The organism is Pantoea sp. paga (assembly GCF_007558755.1).
In the GTDB taxonomy this organism is placed as follows: Bacteria; Pseudomonadota; Gammaproteobacteria; order Enterobacterales; family Enterobacteriaceae; genus Pantoea; species Pantoea agglomerans.
On the sequence record NZ_VLTF01000015.1, the window covers coordinates 25,977 to 45,902 of the forward strand.

At 51.6% G+C, this 19,926-nt stretch carries 15 protein-coding genes and 1 pseudogene; all 16 read left to right on the forward strand.

The annotated features are described in order from the left end of the window. The first annotated feature begins 73 nt into the window (after positions 1-73). The 16 genes and pseudogenes from FOV68_RS23105 (at position 74) to FOV68_RS23195 (ending at position 19,741) form a co-directional block, all read left to right on the forward strand. Positions 74-1,564 (forward strand): PAS domain S-box protein, encoded by a 1,491-nt coding sequence (locus tag FOV68_RS23105; protein WP_143991671.1) that lies wholly within the window; start codon positions 74-76, stop codon positions 1,562-1,564. 4 nt (positions 1,565-1,568) lie between these two features. After that, on the forward strand, positions 1,569-2,210 hold the full coding sequence (locus FOV68_RS23110; RefSeq protein WP_143991672.1) for a response regulator transcription factor: 642 nt from the start codon (positions 1,569-1,571) through the stop codon (positions 2,208-2,210). 355 nt (positions 2,211-2,565) lie between these two features. Continuing rightward, on the forward strand, positions 2,566-3,540 hold the full coding sequence (locus FOV68_RS23115; protein ID WP_143991673.1) for a sigma 54-interacting transcriptional regulator: 975 nt from the start codon (positions 2,566-2,568) through the stop codon (positions 3,538-3,540). Positions 3,541-3,743: 203 nt separating this feature from the next. Then, positions 3,744-3,983, forward strand: coding sequence for a hypothetical protein (locus FOV68_RS23120; protein WP_143991674.1), 240 nt, complete (start codon positions 3,744-3,746; stop codon positions 3,981-3,983). Positions 3,984-4,045: 62 nt separating this feature from the next. Beyond that, positions 4,046-4,411, forward strand: coding sequence for an EscI/YscI/HrpB family type III secretion system inner rod protein (locus FOV68_RS23125; RefSeq protein WP_143991675.1), 366 nt, complete (start codon positions 4,046-4,048; stop codon positions 4,409-4,411). 5 nt (positions 4,412-4,416) lie between these two features. Next, the gene (gene sctJ, locus FOV68_RS23130; RefSeq protein ID WP_143991676.1) at positions 4,417-5,196 is read left to right on the forward strand and encodes a type III secretion system inner membrane ring lipoprotein SctJ; all 780 of its coding nucleotides are present in this window, start codon (positions 4,417-4,419) and stop codon (positions 5,194-5,196) included. After that, entirely contained in the window at positions 5,189-5,779 is a 591-nt protein-coding gene (locus tag FOV68_RS23135) for a type III secretion system protein (protein ID WP_143991677.1), read from the forward strand. The genes sctJ and FOV68_RS23135 overlap by 8 nt, the downstream gene beginning before the upstream one ends. Next, positions 5,773-6,360 (forward strand): type III secretion system stator protein SctL, encoded by a 588-nt coding sequence (sctL, locus tag FOV68_RS23140; RefSeq protein WP_143991678.1) that lies wholly within the window; start codon positions 5,773-5,775, stop codon positions 6,358-6,360. Before FOV68_RS23135 ends, sctL begins: the two co-directional genes overlap by 7 nt. A gap of 91 nt (positions 6,361-6,451) precedes the next feature. Further along, positions 6,452-6,676 (forward strand): type III secretion protein HrpF, encoded by a 225-nt coding sequence (locus tag FOV68_RS23145; RefSeq protein ID WP_143991679.1) that lies wholly within the window; start codon positions 6,452-6,454, stop codon positions 6,674-6,676. 410 nt (positions 6,677-7,086) lie between these two features. Next, positions 7,087-9,120 carry a type III secretion system outer membrane ring subunit SctC gene (gene sctC, locus FOV68_RS23155; protein ID WP_143991680.1) on the forward strand — a complete coding sequence of 678 codons (2,034 nt, stop codon included), beginning with the start codon at positions 7,087-7,089 and terminating at the stop codon, positions 9,118-9,120. Positions 9,121-9,133: 13 nt separating this feature from the next. Beyond that, on the forward strand, positions 9,134-9,328 hold the full coding sequence (gene hrpT / locus FOV68_RS23160; protein WP_143991681.1) for an HrpT family type III secretion system protein: 195 nt from the start codon (positions 9,134-9,136) through the stop codon (positions 9,326-9,328). A 645-nt stretch (positions 9,329-9,973) separates the two neighbouring features. Then, positions 9,974-11,074 (forward strand): harpin HrpZ family protein, encoded by a 1,101-nt coding sequence (locus tag FOV68_RS23170; RefSeq protein ID WP_143991682.1) that lies wholly within the window; start codon positions 9,974-9,976, stop codon positions 11,072-11,074. Between the two features lie 200 nt (positions 11,075-11,274). Beyond that, positions 11,275-11,637, forward strand: a complete 363-nt coding sequence (locus FOV68_RS23175; RefSeq protein WP_255473756.1) for a type III secretion system chaperone — start codon at positions 11,275-11,277, stop codon at positions 11,635-11,637. Positions 11,638-12,376: 739 nt separating this feature from the next. Continuing rightward, positions 12,377-18,124, forward strand: a complete 5,748-nt coding sequence (locus tag FOV68_RS23180; protein WP_255473755.1) for an AvrE-family type 3 secretion system effector — start codon at positions 12,377-12,379, stop codon at positions 18,122-18,124. Between the two features lie 56 nt (positions 18,125-18,180). Further along, positions 18,181-18,600, forward strand: coding sequence for a type III secretion system chaperone (locus tag FOV68_RS23185; protein WP_143991684.1), 420 nt, complete (start codon positions 18,181-18,183; stop codon positions 18,598-18,600). A gap of 351 nt (positions 18,601-18,951) precedes the next feature. Next, positions 18,952-19,741, forward strand: a pseudogene (locus FOV68_RS23195) (MBL fold metallo-hydrolase). Positions 19,742-19,926 lie beyond the last annotated feature (185 nt).

The window sequence follows — 19,926 nt, forward strand, 5'->3', positions numbered from 1 at the left end:
TCTCAATATCACCCTGGAATTCTGTAGATCTGCAGCCAGACCGGGTAAACGAGGTTTACTTTAAGGAGATGAGATGCAGTTTTCGGAGCGACAGCTAAAAAACAGTGATGAACCGATCAAATTACTTGAATTCGCAACAAACATGATAAGAGACGCCGCCATCTACCTGATTGACAGCGAAACCCATTTTTTTTATGTCAATGAGGAGGCGTGTCGCATGCTTGGTTACACCAATGCGGAAATGCTCAATATGCGCGTCTCTGATATCGACCCGGCATGGAGTATCGACGACATTATGGCCATGTGGAAACGGGTAGGAGAGCAGAACGGCGGCAGCTCATTCAACTTTGAAACCGAGCATAAGAGCAAACAGGGCGAGATGATAGTGGTCAAGGTCAGTTCAACGAATTTTGTTTACGAAGAGAGTAGCTACAGTATGTGCGTGGTCAGGGATATCAGAGAGCGCAAACAACTTGAGCAGATGGCTTATGCCAGGGAACAGGAGTTTCGCGTGTTGGTGGAAAACTCACCGGATATGGTAGTGCGTTTCGGCACCGATCTGAAAGGTCAGTACGCCAACCCAGCTGCATTGCGTCATCTGCATTTATCGGTCGAAGAGTTTCGCGGACGCACTCTGCGTGAATTATTGGGCGACTTGCCCTGCGTCACACATATTGAACGCCTGATCAACGAGGTAATCAGTACGCAAATTGAAGCTGATGGGGAACTGGTAGAGTCAGATAGTCCACTCACCGGCGGAACCATGATCAACCACACCCGCTGTGTACCGGAGTTTAATTCGCATGGCAATCTGAGCTCGGTGATGGTAGTAGGACGCGATATTACTGCTATTCATTATGCTGAAAAGAAGCTGGAAGACTCGCATATGCGCTTGCGCTTGCTGGCAAGGCAGCGTGAAGTCTCACGCGAAAAAGAGCGTAAACATATTGCGCGTGAGATACATGATGAACTGGGGCAGCATCTCACATCGCTGAGAATGGGAATTTCCATGCTGCGTATCCAGTTCAGCAAAGACAATCCGCTGTTGCATGAGCGAGTGGTTCATCTGATGGGGCTTACTGATAAAACGATTCAGGTGGTGCGTAATGTCGCCACGCGCCTGCGGCCAAATGTGCTGGATATGGGATTAACCCCTGCCCTGGAGTGGCTGCGTGATGAATTTATCAGTCGCCATCTCAGCTGCCAGTGTCGACTGATGGTGCATGAAAATGAAGTGCGGCTGAATGATGAGCAGGCTACGGCGGCATTCCGCGTTGCCCAGGAGTCTCTGACGAATATCTCGCGTCACGCCCAGGCCACCGAGGTGCTAATACAGCTTATCCATAATGGACACTCAGTGGTGTTGACTGTGCGCGATAACGGGCGTGGCTTTGACTGTGATCAGCGCCAGGATAACGAGTTTGGTCTGTTGGGAATGAAAGAACGTGGCCGGATGCTGGGGGGCCAGGTCGATATTGAAAGTGAGCTTTCCTTAGGGACTCAGGTGACGCTGACAATTCCACTGAGCCCGGTAGTGACGAATAATATTGCAGATTTGGTATAATATTATGGATAACACGATTAGGCTGATGGTTGTAGATGACCACGTCATTATGCGTGAAGGGTTGAAACAAATTTTCTCGCTGGACGAACGTCTGGTGGTGGTGAGCGAAGCGGGAAATGGTAAACAAGTGATGGACGGTCTGCGAATTGAGCGGGTCGATTTATTGCTGTTAGATATGTGCATACCCGGATTAAGCGGTGAGGATCTGATTAGCCGCATTCACTCGCAATACCCTCAGATGCCTATTCTTATCCTCACAATGTATAGTGAACCGCAGATTGCGCGACGTGCACTAAAATGCGGAGCGCTGGGTTACATCACTAAAGATAACGATCCTGAAACGCTGTTGGCTGCCATACATCGCGTGGCGCGAGGACAGCGCTATATTGACCATATTCTGGCTGAGAAAATTGTCTTTGATCAGCAGGCGCAGACAGAGGAAAGGTTACATGAGCGCCTTACTGCGAGAGAAATGCAAATTATGCTGAAGCTGGCGCGTGGCGAAGGCGTGAATAGCATTGCCGAATCGCTAGCCATCAGCAATAAAACAGTTAGTACGCATAAATCCCGCCTGATGGAAAAGATGTTGTTTAAGACCAATGCAGACATTGTCAAATACGCGATAAATCACCATTTAATTTCCTAGGATTGCTCTTATATTTTTTTGTTAATGCTACCCATTGTTATTATTTAATCATTTCAATAGTTTAAGAAAAACCCTTTCTTGACAACCTGTTATCATCATTGCGATGTGTAAACGCTTCCACTCTAATGATGGTGGTTAGGAATATCCCTACCCTTATCTTAGTAAATTCCTTACTCGTAGTTCAGCATAAGACGATGGTTAATCTGAGCTGGCATGATATTTTTTATTCCATTGTAAGCGAAACGTAATCACGCGTGCTGTCAGTGTAAAAAATTGTAAGTGATGAGATGGCGATTAGATTGCTGTGCACCACAATGCCGTTAAATAAAACAGGATAGGAAAGGGGTAACTTCTTATGAGCATCAAGAATAGTGAACACTCGTTCCGATTATGTACGGAGCAGAGGGAGCAAATCTCGTTGACAAAAGAGCAACCTATCGATATCCACGATCCATTAGCTTCTATCATAAACACTGTAGCACCGTTAGATATAGATCTTATTCTGGAGGGGGAGACGGGTACGGGAAAAGACACACTGGCCCGGAAAATTCACCAGCTTTCTGGCTGTGCCGGGAAACTGGTCGCGGTTAACTGTGCGGCCATTCCGGAAACTCTGGCTGAGAGCGAGCTTTTTGGCATTAACCAAGGGGCTTACACCGGTGCCGGGCAGGCGAGGTCAGGATACGTTGAAGAAGCGCATAACGGCATTCTGTTTCTGGATGAGATCGACAGCATGCCGTTATCGTTACAGGCCAAGATGCTGCGCGTACTGGAAAATCGCGGGGTTGAGCGTCTTGGCGGCACCCGATTTATTCCGGTGAATATGCGGGTCATCGTAGCCACACAAACACCGTTACTTACACTGGTTGAACGGGGCACTTTTCGTCGCGACCTCTATTTCCGTCTCAGTACCGTCACTATCCAGTTACAGCCTCTCCGGTCGCGGGTTGACATGATTATTCCTCTGTTTCGCCACTTTATGGCCGGGGCGGCCAGCACCTTGCGATGCACTCCGCCTGACATCAGCCAGGAACATTATGAATATTTACTGAGTTACAACTGGCCGGGCAATATCCGTGAACTGAAAGCGGCTGCTGAGCGATTTGTGTTGGGATTAGCGCCGCTGAACCTGCCCCAGCATGCCGAACGGCAGCCTGCCCAGTTGAAGGAGAGGATGCGTCGCATCGAAAAAAGCCTGATTCACGACTGCCTTGTGCGCCATGGTCACAGCATTGATGATGCGGCCCAGGAGCTGGGTATGCCATTACGCACGCTCTACCACCGCATCAAATTACTTAACGTAACGACCCACCGCGTCATTGCCCGGTAGTACGCCTTGTCAGCCGATCCGGATTTCTCCTGATCGGCTCTGATCGCATTGCTTCGAGTCCACTCGTCAAAAATCTTCACCTGAAAGCCGTGAGGGCATCAAAAAAATAGCGTTGCAGGGAACCGATGCAAAAGACTCGCCACTTAGTTTACGAACATTGTGTGATGTTCCGGGAATAAACCTAATCAATTGGAGAGAAAATTATGAGCGGTATTCTTACCAGTCTGGTCGGCTTGGGTAGCAATGGTGCACTAACTGGCGCCAGCAACGCGGCTTCAGGCATTCTGGGAGGTGCAATGAGCGATTCACTGATGCAGTCAGCAACCGCCCAGGCAACGAAAATGAAAGTGGATACACAGAACTCCATCCTGGATGGAAAGATGGACTCTGCATCCAAAGAGATCAACTCCGGTCACAACGCGGCAAAAGCCATTCAGTTCTGATTAATAAACGGGCGTCAGATATCGACGCTGCGCCCGTTATTTACTGCTGATAAGGACGAACCATGAAAATCAATACCGGTAACGCCCCTTCATTAGCCACCAATCCTGGGGATAATGTCGTCAGTACGGCGACCAGCAGCACAGCAGATGCATCATGGTTCAGCGCAGCACTGCAAACGCCGGCCACCAAAGCTGATCTGCAGGATAATCAGGCGTGGATCACTAAGCTTACGAATTTGACGCAAGCGGCAAGCGGGCAAGCGCACCAGGCTGACAGGGCACTGGCGAAAGCTTCACGCAGTATCGATGCCAAAAGCGTAATGGATGCTAACCGCACGTTATCCTCTTACTACCTTGAAAGCCTGCTCAATGCAAAACTGGTTGGCAAAGGTGTCCAGAGTCTTGAAAAGCTGACTAATATGCAGTAAATCCCATGGCTAAATTTTTTCTCAAATTACTGCTCTTACTGCCGGTATTCCTGTTGTTCGGTTGCAATGATCAGGTCGAGTTAAATCATGGTCTGACAGAAAACGATGCCAACGAAGTCGCGGCGGAGCTAGGGCTTTACAACATCCAGGCTGAAAAACGCATGAGTAAAGACGGTATCAGCGTGCTGGTTGATGCCGCTGAATTAAACCGCGCTGTTCATATTCTGGATGTTGCAGGTTTGCCCCGACCTGCGCGCACCAATCTGGGTGAAGTTTTTCAGAAAAATGGCGTGATCTCCACGCCACTTGAGGAGCGTGCGCGGTATATTTACGCGCTGTCGCAGGAGGTGGAGTCCACTCTAAGCCAGATTGATGGGGTTGTTGTGGCCAGAGTGCACGTGGTGCTGCCGGAACGTGTCGCGCCGGGTGAACCGGTACAACCCGCCAGTGCGGCGGTGTTTATTAAATACCGCCCCGAACTTGACCCGGATGTTATTGAGCCACGTATCCGACAAATGGTGGCCAGTAGCCTGCCCGGGCTAGCCGGCCGGCCCGACAAAGATCTGGCCATCGTCTTTGTTCCGGCGGAAACCTATCAGGATAAGCCATCCGAAGTTTCTTTCGGCCCATTTACCGTTACGCCCCAGCGTGCGACACAATTAACTTGGATGAGCGGCACAATCGGTACGCTGATTCTGCTGAGCGTGGCTTTGGTTATCGGGTTGCCCTACTATCGGCGCTATCGTCAAAGCAAAAAAATCCAGCCGGAAGTGAAAGGTGAGTGATCGGTATCTGGCAGAGGATGCGAGTTTACGCTGGCTACGCTGGTGGTGTATAGACAGCTGGTTAGACGCCGATATCAGTTGGCGTAAAGCCGGGCTTTATCAGATTGAGGAGACTCGCCTGGTCGCCCTGGCCCGGACCCACCACACGGCAATATGTCAAGAGTTGCAAATAAGCTGCGCAGTTGCGCCGGTGGATGCTGAAATGGTGGCATGGCTGGATCTGACTTTGCAGCAGCAGCAGCTGGCACTGCGCCTTGCGGCAGAAGTGTGCTGGCGTGATTCTGCGCAGGCGATGCTGGTACCGATGCAACAGCGCTGGTGTCGTCGAATTGCACAGGCTATGCGTCCCGGTATCTGGCTGACGCAGGCCGAAGAGTTGCCCGTCCGCAACGTTGATATCAACGGTTTATGGTTGTTACGTTTACGCGCCGGTCCGGTATGCTGGTCGCGCCTGCGGCTGGCCTTCCCTGCGGAGAGCGTGCATCACGTGGAACAGCTGAAGCAGAGTGACGTTTTCCCCTCGCGCCTACTACCACTCTGGCAGGCTGTTTTCTGGTATGCCATACAGGAGCGACCATGCTAACGCGCAAAAGTATCACCTTGTTGAATGGCACAGCTGATCTTGCGCCGGTGATCTCCCGAAACCAGCTGGCTATGCAGCAGCAAGCTGAGGCTATTCTTCAGCAGGCGCAGCAGCAGGCGGCGAAGATCGTAGCTGCCGCGGAACAGGAAGCGGAAGCGGCTAAGCTGGGCATAAGGCAACGCGCCGAAGAAGCGTTCTGGGCACAGGCAAACAAGATGTTCACCGATTGGCAACAGCAACAGCAACAGATGGAATCTGACGTGTTGTTGGTCATGGACAGCGTGCTGGCACTGGCATTAGAACAGCTGCTGACGGAGGTACCAGAACCTCAGCGCCTCAGCGCCCTGCTACGCATGTTGTTACGTGAGAAAACGCATGCAGATCAGGCTTGTCTCTCCTGCCATCCGTCCCAACAGCAGTGGGTCGCAGCCTGGCTGGAAACGTATTCACACCTGAGCTGGCAACTGCAACCGGATGAAACCCTGCCGCCCGACAGCCTAAAACTGGTCACTGCACAGGGTGAATTATCCCTCGACTGGCAGCAGGCGACACGGCTATTACAGCCTTCTCAGGCGCAATAGAGGATTCGCGCCGAAAAAACTCTCCTGCAGCGGAACTGCCTCGTGTAACGCACCACTCAATAACAGGGTCACGTAATAAGAGAGCTTATCAATGTCATCACTGAGTCCGTTACAGCGCCGTTTAGACAGCCAGTTTGAGCGTGCGCAAAATCAATTAGACGAAACCACCCTGAATGCCAGTGATGGCTATAGTCAGGCAGACAGTTTTGCTTTTTTTGAGGCCAGCATGGGACTCTCCAGCGCCAGCTGGGCGGCTACCCAAGAATTAACGGTCAAACACGGGCTGGCTAAAGCTATTATCAACGAGATCAACTGAATTGCAGCAATCGGTGCAGGCGTTTCTGGACAATCCCGCTGAAGACCAGCAGTGGAAAGTGGATGATGGCTTTCTCTGGTTGCAACAAAGAGGGGGGCGACTTTTGCGCTAGGAGTTGCCAGGCGATGCATCACTGGATGAAGCTTTTCTTGCGCGCGCATTGCAGCTTACCGCCCCAGCTCTACGTTATTATGGCCGGCATACGGCCGCGCTGGCTTTAAAGGAAAATTGCCTAGTATTGGTGTTGGGCCTGCACGAAACCCATCCTGACAAAATATGTGAACAGCTGGAGTCACTTCTTAATCAACGTGATGTCTGGCAAAGCTTGCTACTAAAGCATCAAAGAAAAGTCACAACCCATGGCACAGTGCCCTTGCACAGCCTGGCTTTTTTACCAAGGGAAAGAAACCATGGTTAACAAACGTAAAGCGCGCCGGTGGGCACTGTGCGCGTGCTTGATGCTGGGCGCGGCATTCCAGGCGCAGGCGCAGGTCCCGTCAGACTGGAAAGAGCAGTCTTACGCCTATTCTGCCGATCACACCCCGCTATCCACGGTGTTGCAAGACTTTGCCAATGGACATGGGGTCGATTTGCAATTAGGTAATGTCGAAGACACGGAGGTCAATGGCAAGATCCGCGCTGATAGTGCTAGTGCTTTTCTGGACCGTCTGGCGCTGGAGCACCGCTTTCAGTGGTTCGTCTACAACAATACCCTCTATGTCAGTCCACAGGATGAACAGGGTTCCGAGCGGCTGGAGATCTCGCCGGATGCCGCGCCGGACATCAAGCAGGCGTTAAGCGGCATTGGTCTGCTGGATCCGCGTTTCGGTTGGGGAGAGCTGCCTGATGATGGGGTGGTGCTGGTCACCGGTCCGCCGCAATACCTGGCGCTGATTAAGCGTTTCAGCGAACAGCGTGAGAAAAAAGACGATCGGCGTAAAGTCATGACCTTTCCACTGAAATATGCCTCGGTAGCAGACAGAACCATTCACTACCGCGATCAGACGCTGGTCATCCCGGGTGTTGCCACCATGCTGAGTGAATTGATGAGCGGTAAGCGTGCGGCACAGACCAGCGCCAGTGGGGTTGAAGGAAATATGGCGGTGCCTGACAGCAACGCGATGATGCAAAACACGCAGTCATTGTTGGCTCGGCTGGCAAGCCATACCAATAACACGAACCGCCTTGGAGACAGAGATAACGACAGTTCTGATGATCTCAGTGGCCGCATCTCTGCAGATGTGAGGAACAATGCGCTGTTGATTCGGGATGATGACAAGCGTCGGGATGAATATATCCAACTGATTGCGAAAATCGATGTTCCGCAAAACCTAGTGGAAATTAATGCCGTCATCCTTGATATCGATCGCACTGCGCTTAACCGGCTGGAGGCTAACTGGCAGGCTACGCTGGGCGGCGTGACCGGAGGAACGTCGCTGATGTCGGGCAGCGGCACGCTGTTCGTCAGCGATTTTAAACGCTTTTTTGCCAATATCCAGGCGCTGGAAGGGGAAGGAACCGCATCGATTTTGGCCAACCCGTCTGTACTGACGCTGGAAAACCAGCCGGCGGTGATTGATTTCAGTCAGACCGCTTACATTACAGCCACGGGTGAACGCGTGGCGGATATTCAGCCAGTGACGGCGGGGACCAGCCTTCAGGTTACACCGCGTGCGGTAACCTATAAGAATCACCCCAGTATTCAGCTGATGATTGATATAGAAGACGGGCACGTCGAAACCAACAGCGACGGACAGGCCACCGGCGTTAAACGCGCGACTGTCAGCACTCAGGCATTGATCAGCGAAAATCATTCGCTGGTGCTGGGAGGATTCCATGTAGAAGAGAGTGGTGATCGTGACCGTCGCATCCCATTGCTGGGGGATATTCCGTGGATTGGTCAGCTTTTTACGTCAAACCGTCATGAAATTTCTCAGCGTCAACGTCTGTTTATTCTCACGCCGCGCCTGATTGGCGATCAAACCGATCCCACACGGTATGTCACTGCCGATAACCGGCAGCAGTTGAGTGACGCAATGGCGCGTGTTGAACGTCGTCACACTAATATCAACCTGCACGATGTGGTGGAAAATGCCTTCCGCGATCTGGCTGAACGACAAACGCCCGCGGGTTTCCAGGTTCAGGCGTCAGGCGTGCGTCTGAACGACGTTTGCCAGGCCGCCTCTGGCCTGCTTTTTGATAATTCGCGTGGAGAGTGGTACAGCGATAGCAAGGGGAGTGTACAAATGAGCGTGGGCGTGGTAAGCAACATTACGCACAAACCGCTGCGCTTTGACGAGGCCAACTGTGCCAGTAAACGTACGCTGGCGGTGTCCGTGTGGCCGCACAGCACTTTGGCACCGGGCGAAGCGGCGGAAGTCTACATAGCGCTGGACCCACATCAGGTCATGGCTGTGTCGCGTGAATCGCTGATAAATCGCTGAGGAGAAATGCATGATGAAACTGGTCTCATGTTTACTGCTGGTTGCTCCATTATTAATGGCGGGTTGCGCCACGCAGCAGGATAAAGGATTGTCCTGTACGGCCGTGGATTGCCGCCCGCAATCCAGCCCGAATCAATTGGTTATCTGGTGGCAACCTGAGTTGCGCAACAGCGCAGCAGATTTTACGCAGGTCTCGGTAAATGAATAAGACCTGCCCCCAGGTTGGCTCGTTTTCAGCGCTACTAAGACTGCTGCAACTTCATCAGAATTGCCGTTGGGTGGTGCAACATGGCACGGACCTCGTGGTGCTGTGCGGCGTTCACAGAAGGGAAGCGATGCTCAACGTGAATCCCACCGCTCAGGCGCCCGGACTGTATCAGCGACTGCTGCGACGCCGGGCGCAATAGCCAGAAAGCTATGAGGGCTGTTATCTCTGTTTGAACAGCGAACGGGTCCTCTCTTGCTGGCGGCAACTGAGCGAGACGGACGCAGAGGATAAACAGCAGATTGCGCAACTTTTTGACCTAGCGGGTATCGACTTGGCAGTCTAGATTTTCGTGTTTTCAGCCATACCTCATCTTCTATCTGTTGTGTTCAGTCACTCCCATTTTCACAACAGGGCTAAAAGAACTTTTTCCTGTCAGACATCTTACTTTTACTTCCTGCTCTCTTTCTTCGATGGCGCGTTTGCGTTTTTTCATCTCAGGCGCATTTTCGTTAAGCCAGAGCGTATTTATTCATCATGCAGAGGAACCAGCCTCGTTATAGAGGCACTAATTAAAGGCTTTGCCCGGGCACTTATTTGGTGCTTCGTCCGCAGGGTAAATATCATTCATTCACAGAGGAAGAAGGTATGAGTCTGAATACGAGTCCGCTGGGCATTCCCGCAATGCAAATCTCGCTGGGTGATAGTAATGGTTTACCCGGACCAAATCTGCAAAACGCGGTATTAAATTCGATGGGCGCTCGCAGCACGGATGAAACCATAAATCAACTGGCAGGTGCACTTACCGCCATGATGATGATGATGAACATCATGGGCGGCAGTGGCTTGGGTGGAGGGTTAGGTACCGCGGGTGGCGCGCTGGGTGGGCAATTAGGCGGTGCTCTGGGGACATCCCTGGGTGGTACCGGAGGCGCAGGTTCTTCACTGGGTCAGGCGCTGGGTCTTGATCCAACTGCTGATGGTGGGGGCTTGTCCGGCTCCAACGGCACGTATGGTATGAGTCCAATGGATCAGTTAATGAAAATGTTCGCGGAAGTTATGCAAAGCATGTTTGGCGGTCAGGGGGACACATCGGGGAGAGGCAACGGAAATCAGCCCACTCCGAATGAGCAAAATGCCTATACTAAAGGCGTTACTGACTCGCTGACCGCCGTGATGGGCGGTGGCCTGAGCCAGATGCAGGGAAGCGGCACTGGGGGCGGAATGAATGGCAGCATCGGTTTCGGTAACGGCCTGGGCGGCAAAGGCTTACAGGAACTGAATGGTCCAGCTGACTTCGAGCAGTTGGGTGTTGGGGTCGGTACCGGTGTCGGTATGAAAGCGGGTATCGAAGCACTGAATAATATCGGTACGGAAAGCGACAGCAGTACCCGTACTTTTATTAACAAAGAGGATCGAGGGCTGGCTAAGGAGGTCGGTCAGTTCATGGATCAGTACCCTGAAACTTTCGGCAAACCTCAGTACCAGAAAACCCCTTATTCAGAGGTAAAAACGGATACAAAATCCTGGGCAGAGGCACTCAGTGATCCTGACGATGACGGTATGACGCCAGCCAGCATGGAGCAGTTCAATAAGGCCAAAGGCATGATCAAAAGCGCCATGGCAGGCGATACCGGTAACAGTAATCTGCAGGCAAGAGGGGACGGAGGATCATCATTGGCTATTGATGCCACGATAACTGGAGATGTCATCAATAATATGGCACTGGGCAAACTGGGCACGGCATAAGGTGTTACATGGCGGGCAGGCGCTTCTGCCCGCTCACTTTTTGCCTGTTTATTGCAGTTAAGCCCCCGTCACAAGCTAATTCGGGGTAAACAGTAATATAATACAAGATTTACTGGGCGCACTGGCAAGAAGTCTTGAAACAGGCGCGTTGGTGCTGGATTCGCATTATCTTTGCTGCCTGAAAGTGAACACGCTTGGAGATGACGCTGGAGTTTGTGGAACAACAAAATTGCCTGTTTGTGTATCTCAACGTAGGCGTTTTCTCAACAACGCAGCACGATCGCCTGCTGGTAGATGTGCTCGCTGCCAATCTGCTCCATTATGGTACCAGCGGGGGAGGGGCGGCATTTGGTCTGGATAAGGAAACCAACGAGTTGCTGTTGTTTCAGCGTTTTCAGGTGGCATCTGTGGATGAGTCTGGTTTTGTCGGTGCCTGTGTAGAGATTGTTGAAGTGGCAACTGTGTGGCAAAAAAATTTCCAGCACTGCTGTGCTGAGTTATCCACAATGCCACGTATGCAGGCACAGCAGCTATTAATCCTGAGCGTGGGCGTGAAACGATGAATATTTTTTAGCGTAAAAACCGGTAATAATCAGGTGTCACAGCAGAGCGAAAACACGCCAACCTCCTCTCCGCCTGCATCGTCGTTGTCGGCGGGCAGGGCCGGGCGATTACAGCGGCAAAATGCCATGTCCTCTGATTTGCGCTACAGTGCTTACATTATGCCCAGCTCGCCAGAGCGCGCGCCAACGCCCACGAAAAGTATCGTGATGAGGGCAGTTCCTCTGGCTCAGGCCATTTCCTCTGCCGTTCCTTCCACGCCTTCCGAGATTACGGAAGAGAATGACGACAGTGAGTTTGAGCAACTGCACCAACAGCGGCTGGCGCGTGAGCGAAACAACCCCTTGCCGCCGCCAAACGGACCGGTTGCCCGCCGATTCCAGCCCACGTTATCGCCCATCACCGAAAACATGCCGGAAGAAGCAGAAGCCAGCCAAAAGTTGCCGCCACTTAAAACTCAGCCACCGTTGAAAGGCGTGCCCTCGAACGTCACCCCGCCCGCTCGAGGAACCGGTCGTGTCCGCCGACCCACGCTGGGTGAACCTATTGCATCATTGCGCTTCATAAATTTTATTGATGTTTTGTGTTGCAGAGGACGATGAGAGCGGGTGGGTTATGAAGCTGAGTGGGCATTTAACAGAACAGAAAACGGCAGTCCAGAACGTTGAACGTACCGTCTATGATGCCGCTACAACGCTGCAGCAGGGGAGCAGTTGCTGCGCCCCCCAGGCGGCTGGCGGATTGTTAACCAGTGAGGGTAAAAATCGCGGAAAGATGCCCAATATACGTCAGTACTTTAAAGGGGAAAATAAAAAAGATGCCGCTCGTCAGCAAAAAAAAAGCGTCAGCCTGAAAAATCTGTTCGGATTTAAAAAATCAGCAAAGTCCCCTGAACAGACATCGAACGCCACCCCGCCCGCGCCAGAAACCGGCCGTGTCCGCCGACCCACGCTGGGTGAGCTTTTGGCGCAGCCTGAGGATAATGGCTCCCCGGAAATGCGTTCTTCGCCTGTTTCCCCTCGCCTTAAGCAGCTGCACAATTTCAGTGAGGTGCGGCAAAGCATGCTGAACAGAATGGGGCAGTCTTCTTCGGCAGGGAAAACGGCGTTAACCGAACCTGCTGAAGCGCCCGCCTCTGCCGTTCCTTCCACGCCTTCCGAGATCACGGAAGAGAATGACGACAGTGAGTTTGAGCAACTGCACCAACAGCGGCTGGCGCGTGAGCGAAACAATCCCTTGCCGCCGCCAAGCGGACCTGTCGCACGCCGATTCCAGCCCACGTTATCGCCCGTCGCACAAAGCCTACCGAAAGCAGAGGCCAGCCAAAAGTTGCTGCTGCTTCAGACTCAGTCGCCATTGAAAAGCGTGCCCTCGAACGCCACCCCGCCCGCGCCAGAAACCGGCCGTGTCCGCCGACCCACGCTGGGTGAGCTTTTGGCGCAGCCTGAGGATAATGGCTCCCCGGAAATGCGTTCTTCGCCTGTTTCCCCTCACCTTAAGCAGCTGCACAATTTCAGTGAGGTGCGGCAAAGCATGCTGAACAGAATGGGGCAGTCTTCTTCGGCAGGGAAAACGGCGTTAACCGAACCTGCTGAAGCGCCCGCCTCTGCCGTTCCTTCCACGCCTTCCGAGATCACGGAAGAGAATGACGACAGTGAGTTTGAGCAACTGCACCAACAGCGGCTGGCGCGTGAGCGAAACAATCCCTTGCCGCCGCCAAGCGGACCTGTCGCACGCCGATTCCAGCCCACGTTATCGCCCGTCGCACAAAGCCTACCGAAAGCAGAGGCCAGCCAAAAGTTGCTGCTGCTTCAGACTCAGTCGCCATTGAAAAGCGTGCCAGTCAGTCCGATTAGCATCACGATAGACAACGGTAAATTGCAGCTTGGGGGCAGTAACCTTCCAGCAATCAATACGCTGCTGGAACAAACGTTAGGCAAAGATGGTCAGCGCTATCTGGCCCACTCTGCCAGTGCCGATAGCCGCCAGCACCTGTTGCTGGACAATGAGGGGCGATTGTTTGACATCAGAAGTCATGAGGTAGGTTACAGCGTCCTGCATAACAGCCAGTCTTCCACAATCAGGACGCAGCTTACACAGAACAAATATACGCCGGTGAGGCTGGAGAATGACAACGGAAAAATTGCCATTAGCCTTGGGGCTGAAGGTCAAAACAGACTGAGTCTCAATCAGCCTGGAGATGTTCAGCATGCGTTGATCAGCGGTATCTGGCAACACTCGACGGCGGCGGGTATACAATCGGAAAACGAATATGTCCGTCTTCATGATGATAAAATTCATATTTTAAATCATGTAATCGGTGTGTGGAAAGCGTCAGGCAATACGCCGTATAGCCAGCTGTCTAGCCAGGGTGATGGCAAACTCTATGCCGTGCAGGACGGTCGAACATTGCACAATCTGTCCGATAATCACGTTTCCGAAAAGTTTGTTGATAAGATTAAGTCATTTTCTGTCAGTGAGCGTGGGCAAGTCGCCATTCTGACTGATACTGACAGCCCACATCATCTCTGCCTGATGCCTTCAACGAATGCCCCTGCCGGACAGCGTATCCAGTTCAGTCTTCATCTGGCGGATACTATGTTAATGCTTCAGCGCGGTGAGTCTCATTTAGACGCCGAATCGATCGCCATCAGCAACGAAAGGCTTTATGCCGCCGACAGTGAAGGTAAATTATACAGTGGCGTATTATCGCAGATCAGAGACGGCGAGCTGCCCATGGAGCAAATGTCACAAAAGGTGCTCAACCAGCACTTTGGCCACGATCATCGCATTGAAGGTTTTTTTACTGATTACCACGGCCAGCTAAATGCGCTGGTAAAAGATAACTTCAGACAGCAGCACGCCTGTCCGCTGGGTAATGATCATCAGTTTCAGGCAGGCTGGAACTTGAGTGATACCCTGGTCATCAACAGCCAGCTCGGCATGGATAACGGCGATCCTGCGCCACATAATATCCTTAACCTGGGACGCGAAGGCAGTCTGATATTGCAGGATGGCAAGGTTCACTATTTTGACCAGCTTACTAAAGGCTGGAGCAGTGCAGAGTCGGGCTGTCAGCAGTTAAAAAAAGGGTTGGACGGTGGCGCTTATATTCTTAAAGAGGGCGAGGTAAAGCGGCTGTATATTAATCATAGCACCTCCTCCATCAGCCAAGGAAAAGACAACTTTTTCGCCTTGCCACATGTGCGCAATAAACCCGAACCGGGAAGTGCACTCCAGGGACTCGATAAAGCTGATAAAGCTGATAAAGCTCAGGCTATAGCAGTGATTGGCGTGAACCATTATCTGGCCTTGTCTGATAAAGAAGATATTAGGTCTTATCAGATTAGGCCTGGTACGCAGCAGTTGGCACGTCCTCCGCGAACTCTCAGTCGGGAAGGTCTCAGCGGTACCCTCAAAGATATTCATATCGATCATGAACAGAACCTGTATGCCGTGAACCACGACGGTGAGATTTTTCATCAACCGCGTGAGCAATGGCAAAATGGCAAGCCGGCCAGTGGCTGGAAAAAACTCGCGATGCCCCATAATGATAGTGATCTGGATCGGCTGGAGATGGATGGTGATCATCAACCGGTTGCCACACTGGTCGACGGTAGCCGGTACGAGTTGAGGGGGGAGGCGTGGCATGCACAAACCTCAGCTGAGCCCACTCAACTTGAAGCAGGCCTGAGCAATTCACAGCAGGTATTTGTCAGACTTAATCGGGGTGTCAAAGGCCGGCTTATTCCCGGAACCGGGGTAACGGTAAAGGCATCTGCCCAGTTTATGGCCCAGACATGCAGGGAAAACTGGAAGATTCGAAGTAAATTCGTCGATCGGATACGGGCGTATATCTTTAATCCCACCATGACTACACCGCGGCCCCTTAAAAATGCCGCTTATAACCTTCAGCACAGATGGCAAGGGCGAAAAGGGTTAAGCGCCGTCTATGAAATGCAGGGCGCACTCATTAAGCAGCTGGAATCTCAAAATGCACGCAATAGTACGATACAAACGGATTTGCACAGCAAACTGGATGCGCTGGATTTAGGTGAACAGGGGACGGCATTACTCAATGATATGAAGCGATTCCGTGAGGAACTGGAGCAGAGCGCCACCCGTTCAGCAATAATGCTGGGGCAGCATCAGGGCGTACTGAACAGCAATGGTCAGATCAACGACAGCTTTAAACCTTCACTCATCAAAGCCGCGATACAAAGCTTTAACGTCAACCGCTCTGGCCGCGACTTAAGCAAAGCTCTGGAGCAGGCCGTGCTCGCTGCCGCACCGTCTCCTCAAAGTAAATTGCAGACACTGCTAAGCCATTTTGTCAGTGCCGGGCTGAATATGAGCCACCAGAAAGGTGATATGCCAATGGGACGCCAGCGCGATCCCAACGATCAGACATCACTAACCAAGTCGCGGCTTATTCTGGATACCGTCACCCTTGGCGAACTGCATCAATTAGCGGATAAGGCAGCGCTGGTGTCGGGACATAAACCTTATCCCAGTCAGGTACAGCAGCTACGTCAGCAGTTTGATGCACTGCGTGAGAAACAGTATGGCGCTAACCCGGTGAAACAATTTACCGACATGGGCTTCACTCATAACACCGCTCTTGAGGCGGATTACGACGCCGTAAAAGCTTTTATTAACGCTTTCAGCAAAGAGCACCACGGCGTTAACCTGACCACGCGTACCGTGCTGGAAACCCAGGGTAACCCAGCACTGGAGAAAAAATTAAAAGACACGCTGCTGTCGCTGGATGCAGGTGAAAGATTGAGTTTCAGTCGCGCCTATGGTGGGGGACTAAGTACCGCCTTTGCGCCGACCATAAAAAAAGTACCGGTGCCGATTGTGCCTGGCGCTGGTATCACCCTAGACCGAGCCTATAATCTCAGTTTTGGTCGTACGACAGGTGCACTTGAGGTCGGCTTCAGTCGTGATGGTGGGGCTACGGGTACCGTATCCGTTTCCACCGGCCGAGATTTAATGCCTTATATGACCGGCAAGAAAACCATCGCCGATAACGCCAGTGACTGGCTTAGCAAAAAACATAAAATTAGCCCAGATCTGCGTATTGGCGCCACACTCAGTAGTAACCTACAGCGGACGCTGCAAAACAGCCTTAGTTTTAAGCTGACCGAGGATGAACTCCCGTCTTTTCTCAAGGGACTGATTCAGGGCACATTGAACCCGGTAGAACTGATGCAAAAAGGCATAGAACATCAGATGAGGCAGGGAAGTAAACTGGTGTTCAACGTGGATGTCTCCGCCGCGTTGGATCTTCATGCTGGTATCAATATCACCGATTGCGTCCATGGATTCGATACGGTGACCTTCCGTGCATCTACCGGATTGCGCGCCTCGGCCAATCTCGTCACCGCCAGTCGTGCGCGCAGTAAACAACGTGGCGAGCTTAGTAATACCGTTTCGGCCAGCGACAATCGTCCCACCTTTCTCAACTCCGCAGCCCTGGGTGCTAACATCACCCTGAATGCGGGCGTCGCAAATGATTTTATCCGCAAAGCCAGCATTAACGACGATGGAACCAAAAAGCCAGAAAAAAAACTGGGAACCCTCCCTGCGTTTGTCTCAACAAACGTATCTGTGTCGCTGGCCATGGATAATCGCACCACACAAAGCATTAGCGTTGAGATGAAACAAGCAGAGCCCGTCACTCTTAACGATATCGGTGAGCTGGTTTCAACTCTGGCTAAACATTTTAAAGATAGCGCGAGTACTAAATTTCTGAGCGATCTCAATAAACAGCAAAATCCGGATCCAGCAAAGCAACTAAGCGACCTGCTTCGGCATTTTAGCGGAAGTAATGTCATGGGTGATGACCGCTATGAAGCAGTACGCCGCCTGAAACAGTTGGGTCAGCGCCAACAGGCATCTGAAAGCAATATGATGAAATTAGGCACAGCCATACACACCACTCAGTACAGCAACCTTTCACGTCTGGATGAAAATGGCATTGTCGACCTGTTGCGTCACCATTTTACTGCAGCCTTACCGTCAACAAGCGCGACTCGTCTGAGCAAAATGATGGATAGAGACCCGCGACTGAAGTCAATAATCAAACAGTTACAGACTACACCGTTCAGCAACGCCAGCGTATCGATGGAACTGAAAGATGACCTTCGCGATAAAACCGAAAAAGCCATTCTGGAGGGTAAAATCGGACGTGATGAACTGGGGGGGCTGTTCCAGGATCGTAATAATCTGCGTATTAGCTCGATCAGTGTCAGTCAGAATGTCACCATAAGTGAAGGTTTCAATATGCCCGCGCTAATCCTGTCGGCCAGCAACCGCGCAGGCCTCAGCATGGAGCGCATCATTGGCACCATTAATTTCATATATGGCCAGGATCAGGAGACGCCAAGGCGCTTTACCCTTGCGGGTGAAATTGCCAAAGCCAATGCTGAAGTGGCATCAGCACTCTCTGAGCTAAAGAAAGAAGGTTTTGAAATGAAAAGCTGATGGCCCAGGAGGTCTGTCAGACTGGTAGAATTAATACTGAATCTGGGAGTGAGATGATGACACCGTCACAACAACGAGTTGATGCGTTTTTACAGCACTTTGCCGCCAGTTGCAAAACGCCGCTGCATCTTAAAGCAGGCGTGTGCGCCCTGTATACCGATCAGGGAGAAGAAGCCGCTGTGCTCGAGGTACCAGAGCACAGCGACTGTCTGCTTTTACATTGCGAGTTAGCCAGTACTGACCCTCACTCTGCTCTGAATTTTTATGCACTTTTATTGCAGTTGAATTTTGAGATGGCGGCAATGCGGGGCTGCTGGCTGGCACTGGATGAACAGCATAAGGTGCGTTTATGTTTCCAGCAGTCACTGGCCCAGATGGATGAAACAAACTTGAGCCAACTGCTGAGCGGATTTATTGCACAAGCAGGTGAAGTGCGTGAATATATCGGGCAACTTACCGAATACAGTGTGACCTGACTAATTAAAATAGTTATAGCAAGGAAAGTAGGAGGAACTACTCAACATCCTTCGCAATGCTTCTCTGACCGCCCGTTACCCTTGGCTAATGCTATTCTGCGAGGCACCAGTGTATCCGATTTAGCCGCAACTATGGACAGAAACAGCGTGCTGGCGCTTCATCATGGCGAAATGGGTGCCACGGTGATAGCTTTGCAGCTCGGTATTGCCCGCTCTACTGTTTAAAAATTCTTAATGAGCATGCTAAAAAGGAGTAAAATCTGTACAGATTTTAGCTGACTAAAGGGTATTTACCGTGAAAAAAATGATTTTACCTGTTCTGGCACTGGACTATTTTCAGGCACCGCAGCAATGGCAGCACTACTCAGCCTTGAGGTCTATAACCCGCAGGAAAAGGGTATCTTTGCCGTGTCCTGATAACCGGACCGACAGATACCATGCTTGTTGACTCACAGTTCAGTATCAGGGATGGCGAAAAACTGGTGGAGAAGATTAACGCAAGCGGTAAAAAACTGAAGACTATCCTCATCCCCTCCGGGGACCCGGACTTTTATTTTGGACTGCAGCCGGTTGCAAAAGCTTTTCCTGATGCAAAAGTCATCGCAACGCCGGCGGTGGTTAAACATATTAATGAGACCAGAGATGTCAAGCTGGCCTACTGGGGGCCTCAGCTGAAGGACGGCGCTCCGGTTGAACTGACAGTTCCGGCAGCGACAAAAGAAACTCGCTTTTACGTCGACGGTGAGAAGGTCGAAATTCACAGCCCTGAGTCCTATGCGGCCTACGTATGGGTTCCTTCTGCTTAGGCTGTTCTGGGTGGCACAGGCGTCTCGTTGGGTATTCACGTATGGAACGCAGATACCCAGACGAAAGCCAGTCCCCAGGGGTGGATTAAAATCCTGTCTGAGATGTAATCTCTCCACCCGGAACGGGTAATTCCGGCCCACTATCTGGGGACGCTGCTGGCAAAAGCAGAAGCCATCACATTCACGTCTGACTACCTGAAGTCCTTTAATAAAGCACTTAAGTCACACAAAGAGTCGGCGCCGTTATCAGTTCGATGGAAAAGGCCTAGCCCGATTTGCAAAAAAATTCTCTTAAGCTGAGTGCGAAAGTGAACACCGGCGAAATGAAGTGGTGATGCCCTGTTACGGTCAGGAATCATCATAATCTACGCTGAATATGACAGTAATGATGCTTTTCAGTTAATCATATTAACGGTGTTATCGTATTAAGGGTGATGTAAATCATAAAGCAGCTATACGGACCGCTAGCTCTGCGTCCGTAGCCTTAGTGAGTGGCATTTTGGTCGTGACGTAGACTTAG

Coding starts and splice junctions, on each gene's coding strand:
- sctL (WP_143991678.1), top strand. CDS start 5,773: ATGCTAACGCGCAAAAGTATCACCTTGTTGAATGGCACAGCTGATCTT.
- FOV68_RS23105 (WP_143991671.1), top strand. CDS start 74: ATGCAGTTTTCGGAGCGACAGCTAAAAAACAGTGATGAACCGATCAAA.
- hrpT (WP_143991681.1), top strand. CDS start 9,134: ATGAAACTGGTCTCATGTTTACTGCTGGTTGCTCCATTATTAATGGCG.
- FOV68_RS23110 (WP_143991672.1), top strand. CDS start 1,569: ATGGATAACACGATTAGGCTGATGGTTGTAGATGACCACGTCATTATG.
- FOV68_RS23170 (WP_143991682.1), top strand. CDS start 9,974: ATGAGTCTGAATACGAGTCCGCTGGGCATTCCCGCAATGCAAATCTCG.
- FOV68_RS23120 (WP_143991674.1), top strand. CDS start 3,744: ATGAGCGGTATTCTTACCAGTCTGGTCGGCTTGGGTAGCAATGGTGCA.
- FOV68_RS23185 (WP_143991684.1), top strand. CDS start 18,181: ATGACACCGTCACAACAACGAGTTGATGCGTTTTTACAGCACTTTGCC.
- FOV68_RS23115 (WP_143991673.1), top strand. CDS start 2,566: ATGAGCATCAAGAATAGTGAACACTCGTTCCGATTATGTACGGAGCAG.
- FOV68_RS23125 (WP_143991675.1), top strand. CDS start 4,046: ATGAAAATCAATACCGGTAACGCCCCTTCATTAGCCACCAATCCTGGG.
- sctC (WP_143991680.1), top strand. CDS start 7,087: ATGGTTAACAAACGTAAAGCGCGCCGGTGGGCACTGTGCGCGTGCTTG.
- FOV68_RS23175 (WP_255473756.1), top strand. CDS start 11,275: ATGACGCTGGAGTTTGTGGAACAACAAAATTGCCTGTTTGTGTATCTC.
- FOV68_RS23145 (WP_143991679.1), top strand. CDS start 6,452: ATGTCATCACTGAGTCCGTTACAGCGCCGTTTAGACAGCCAGTTTGAG.
- sctJ (WP_143991676.1), top strand. CDS start 4,417: ATGGCTAAATTTTTTCTCAAATTACTGCTCTTACTGCCGGTATTCCTG.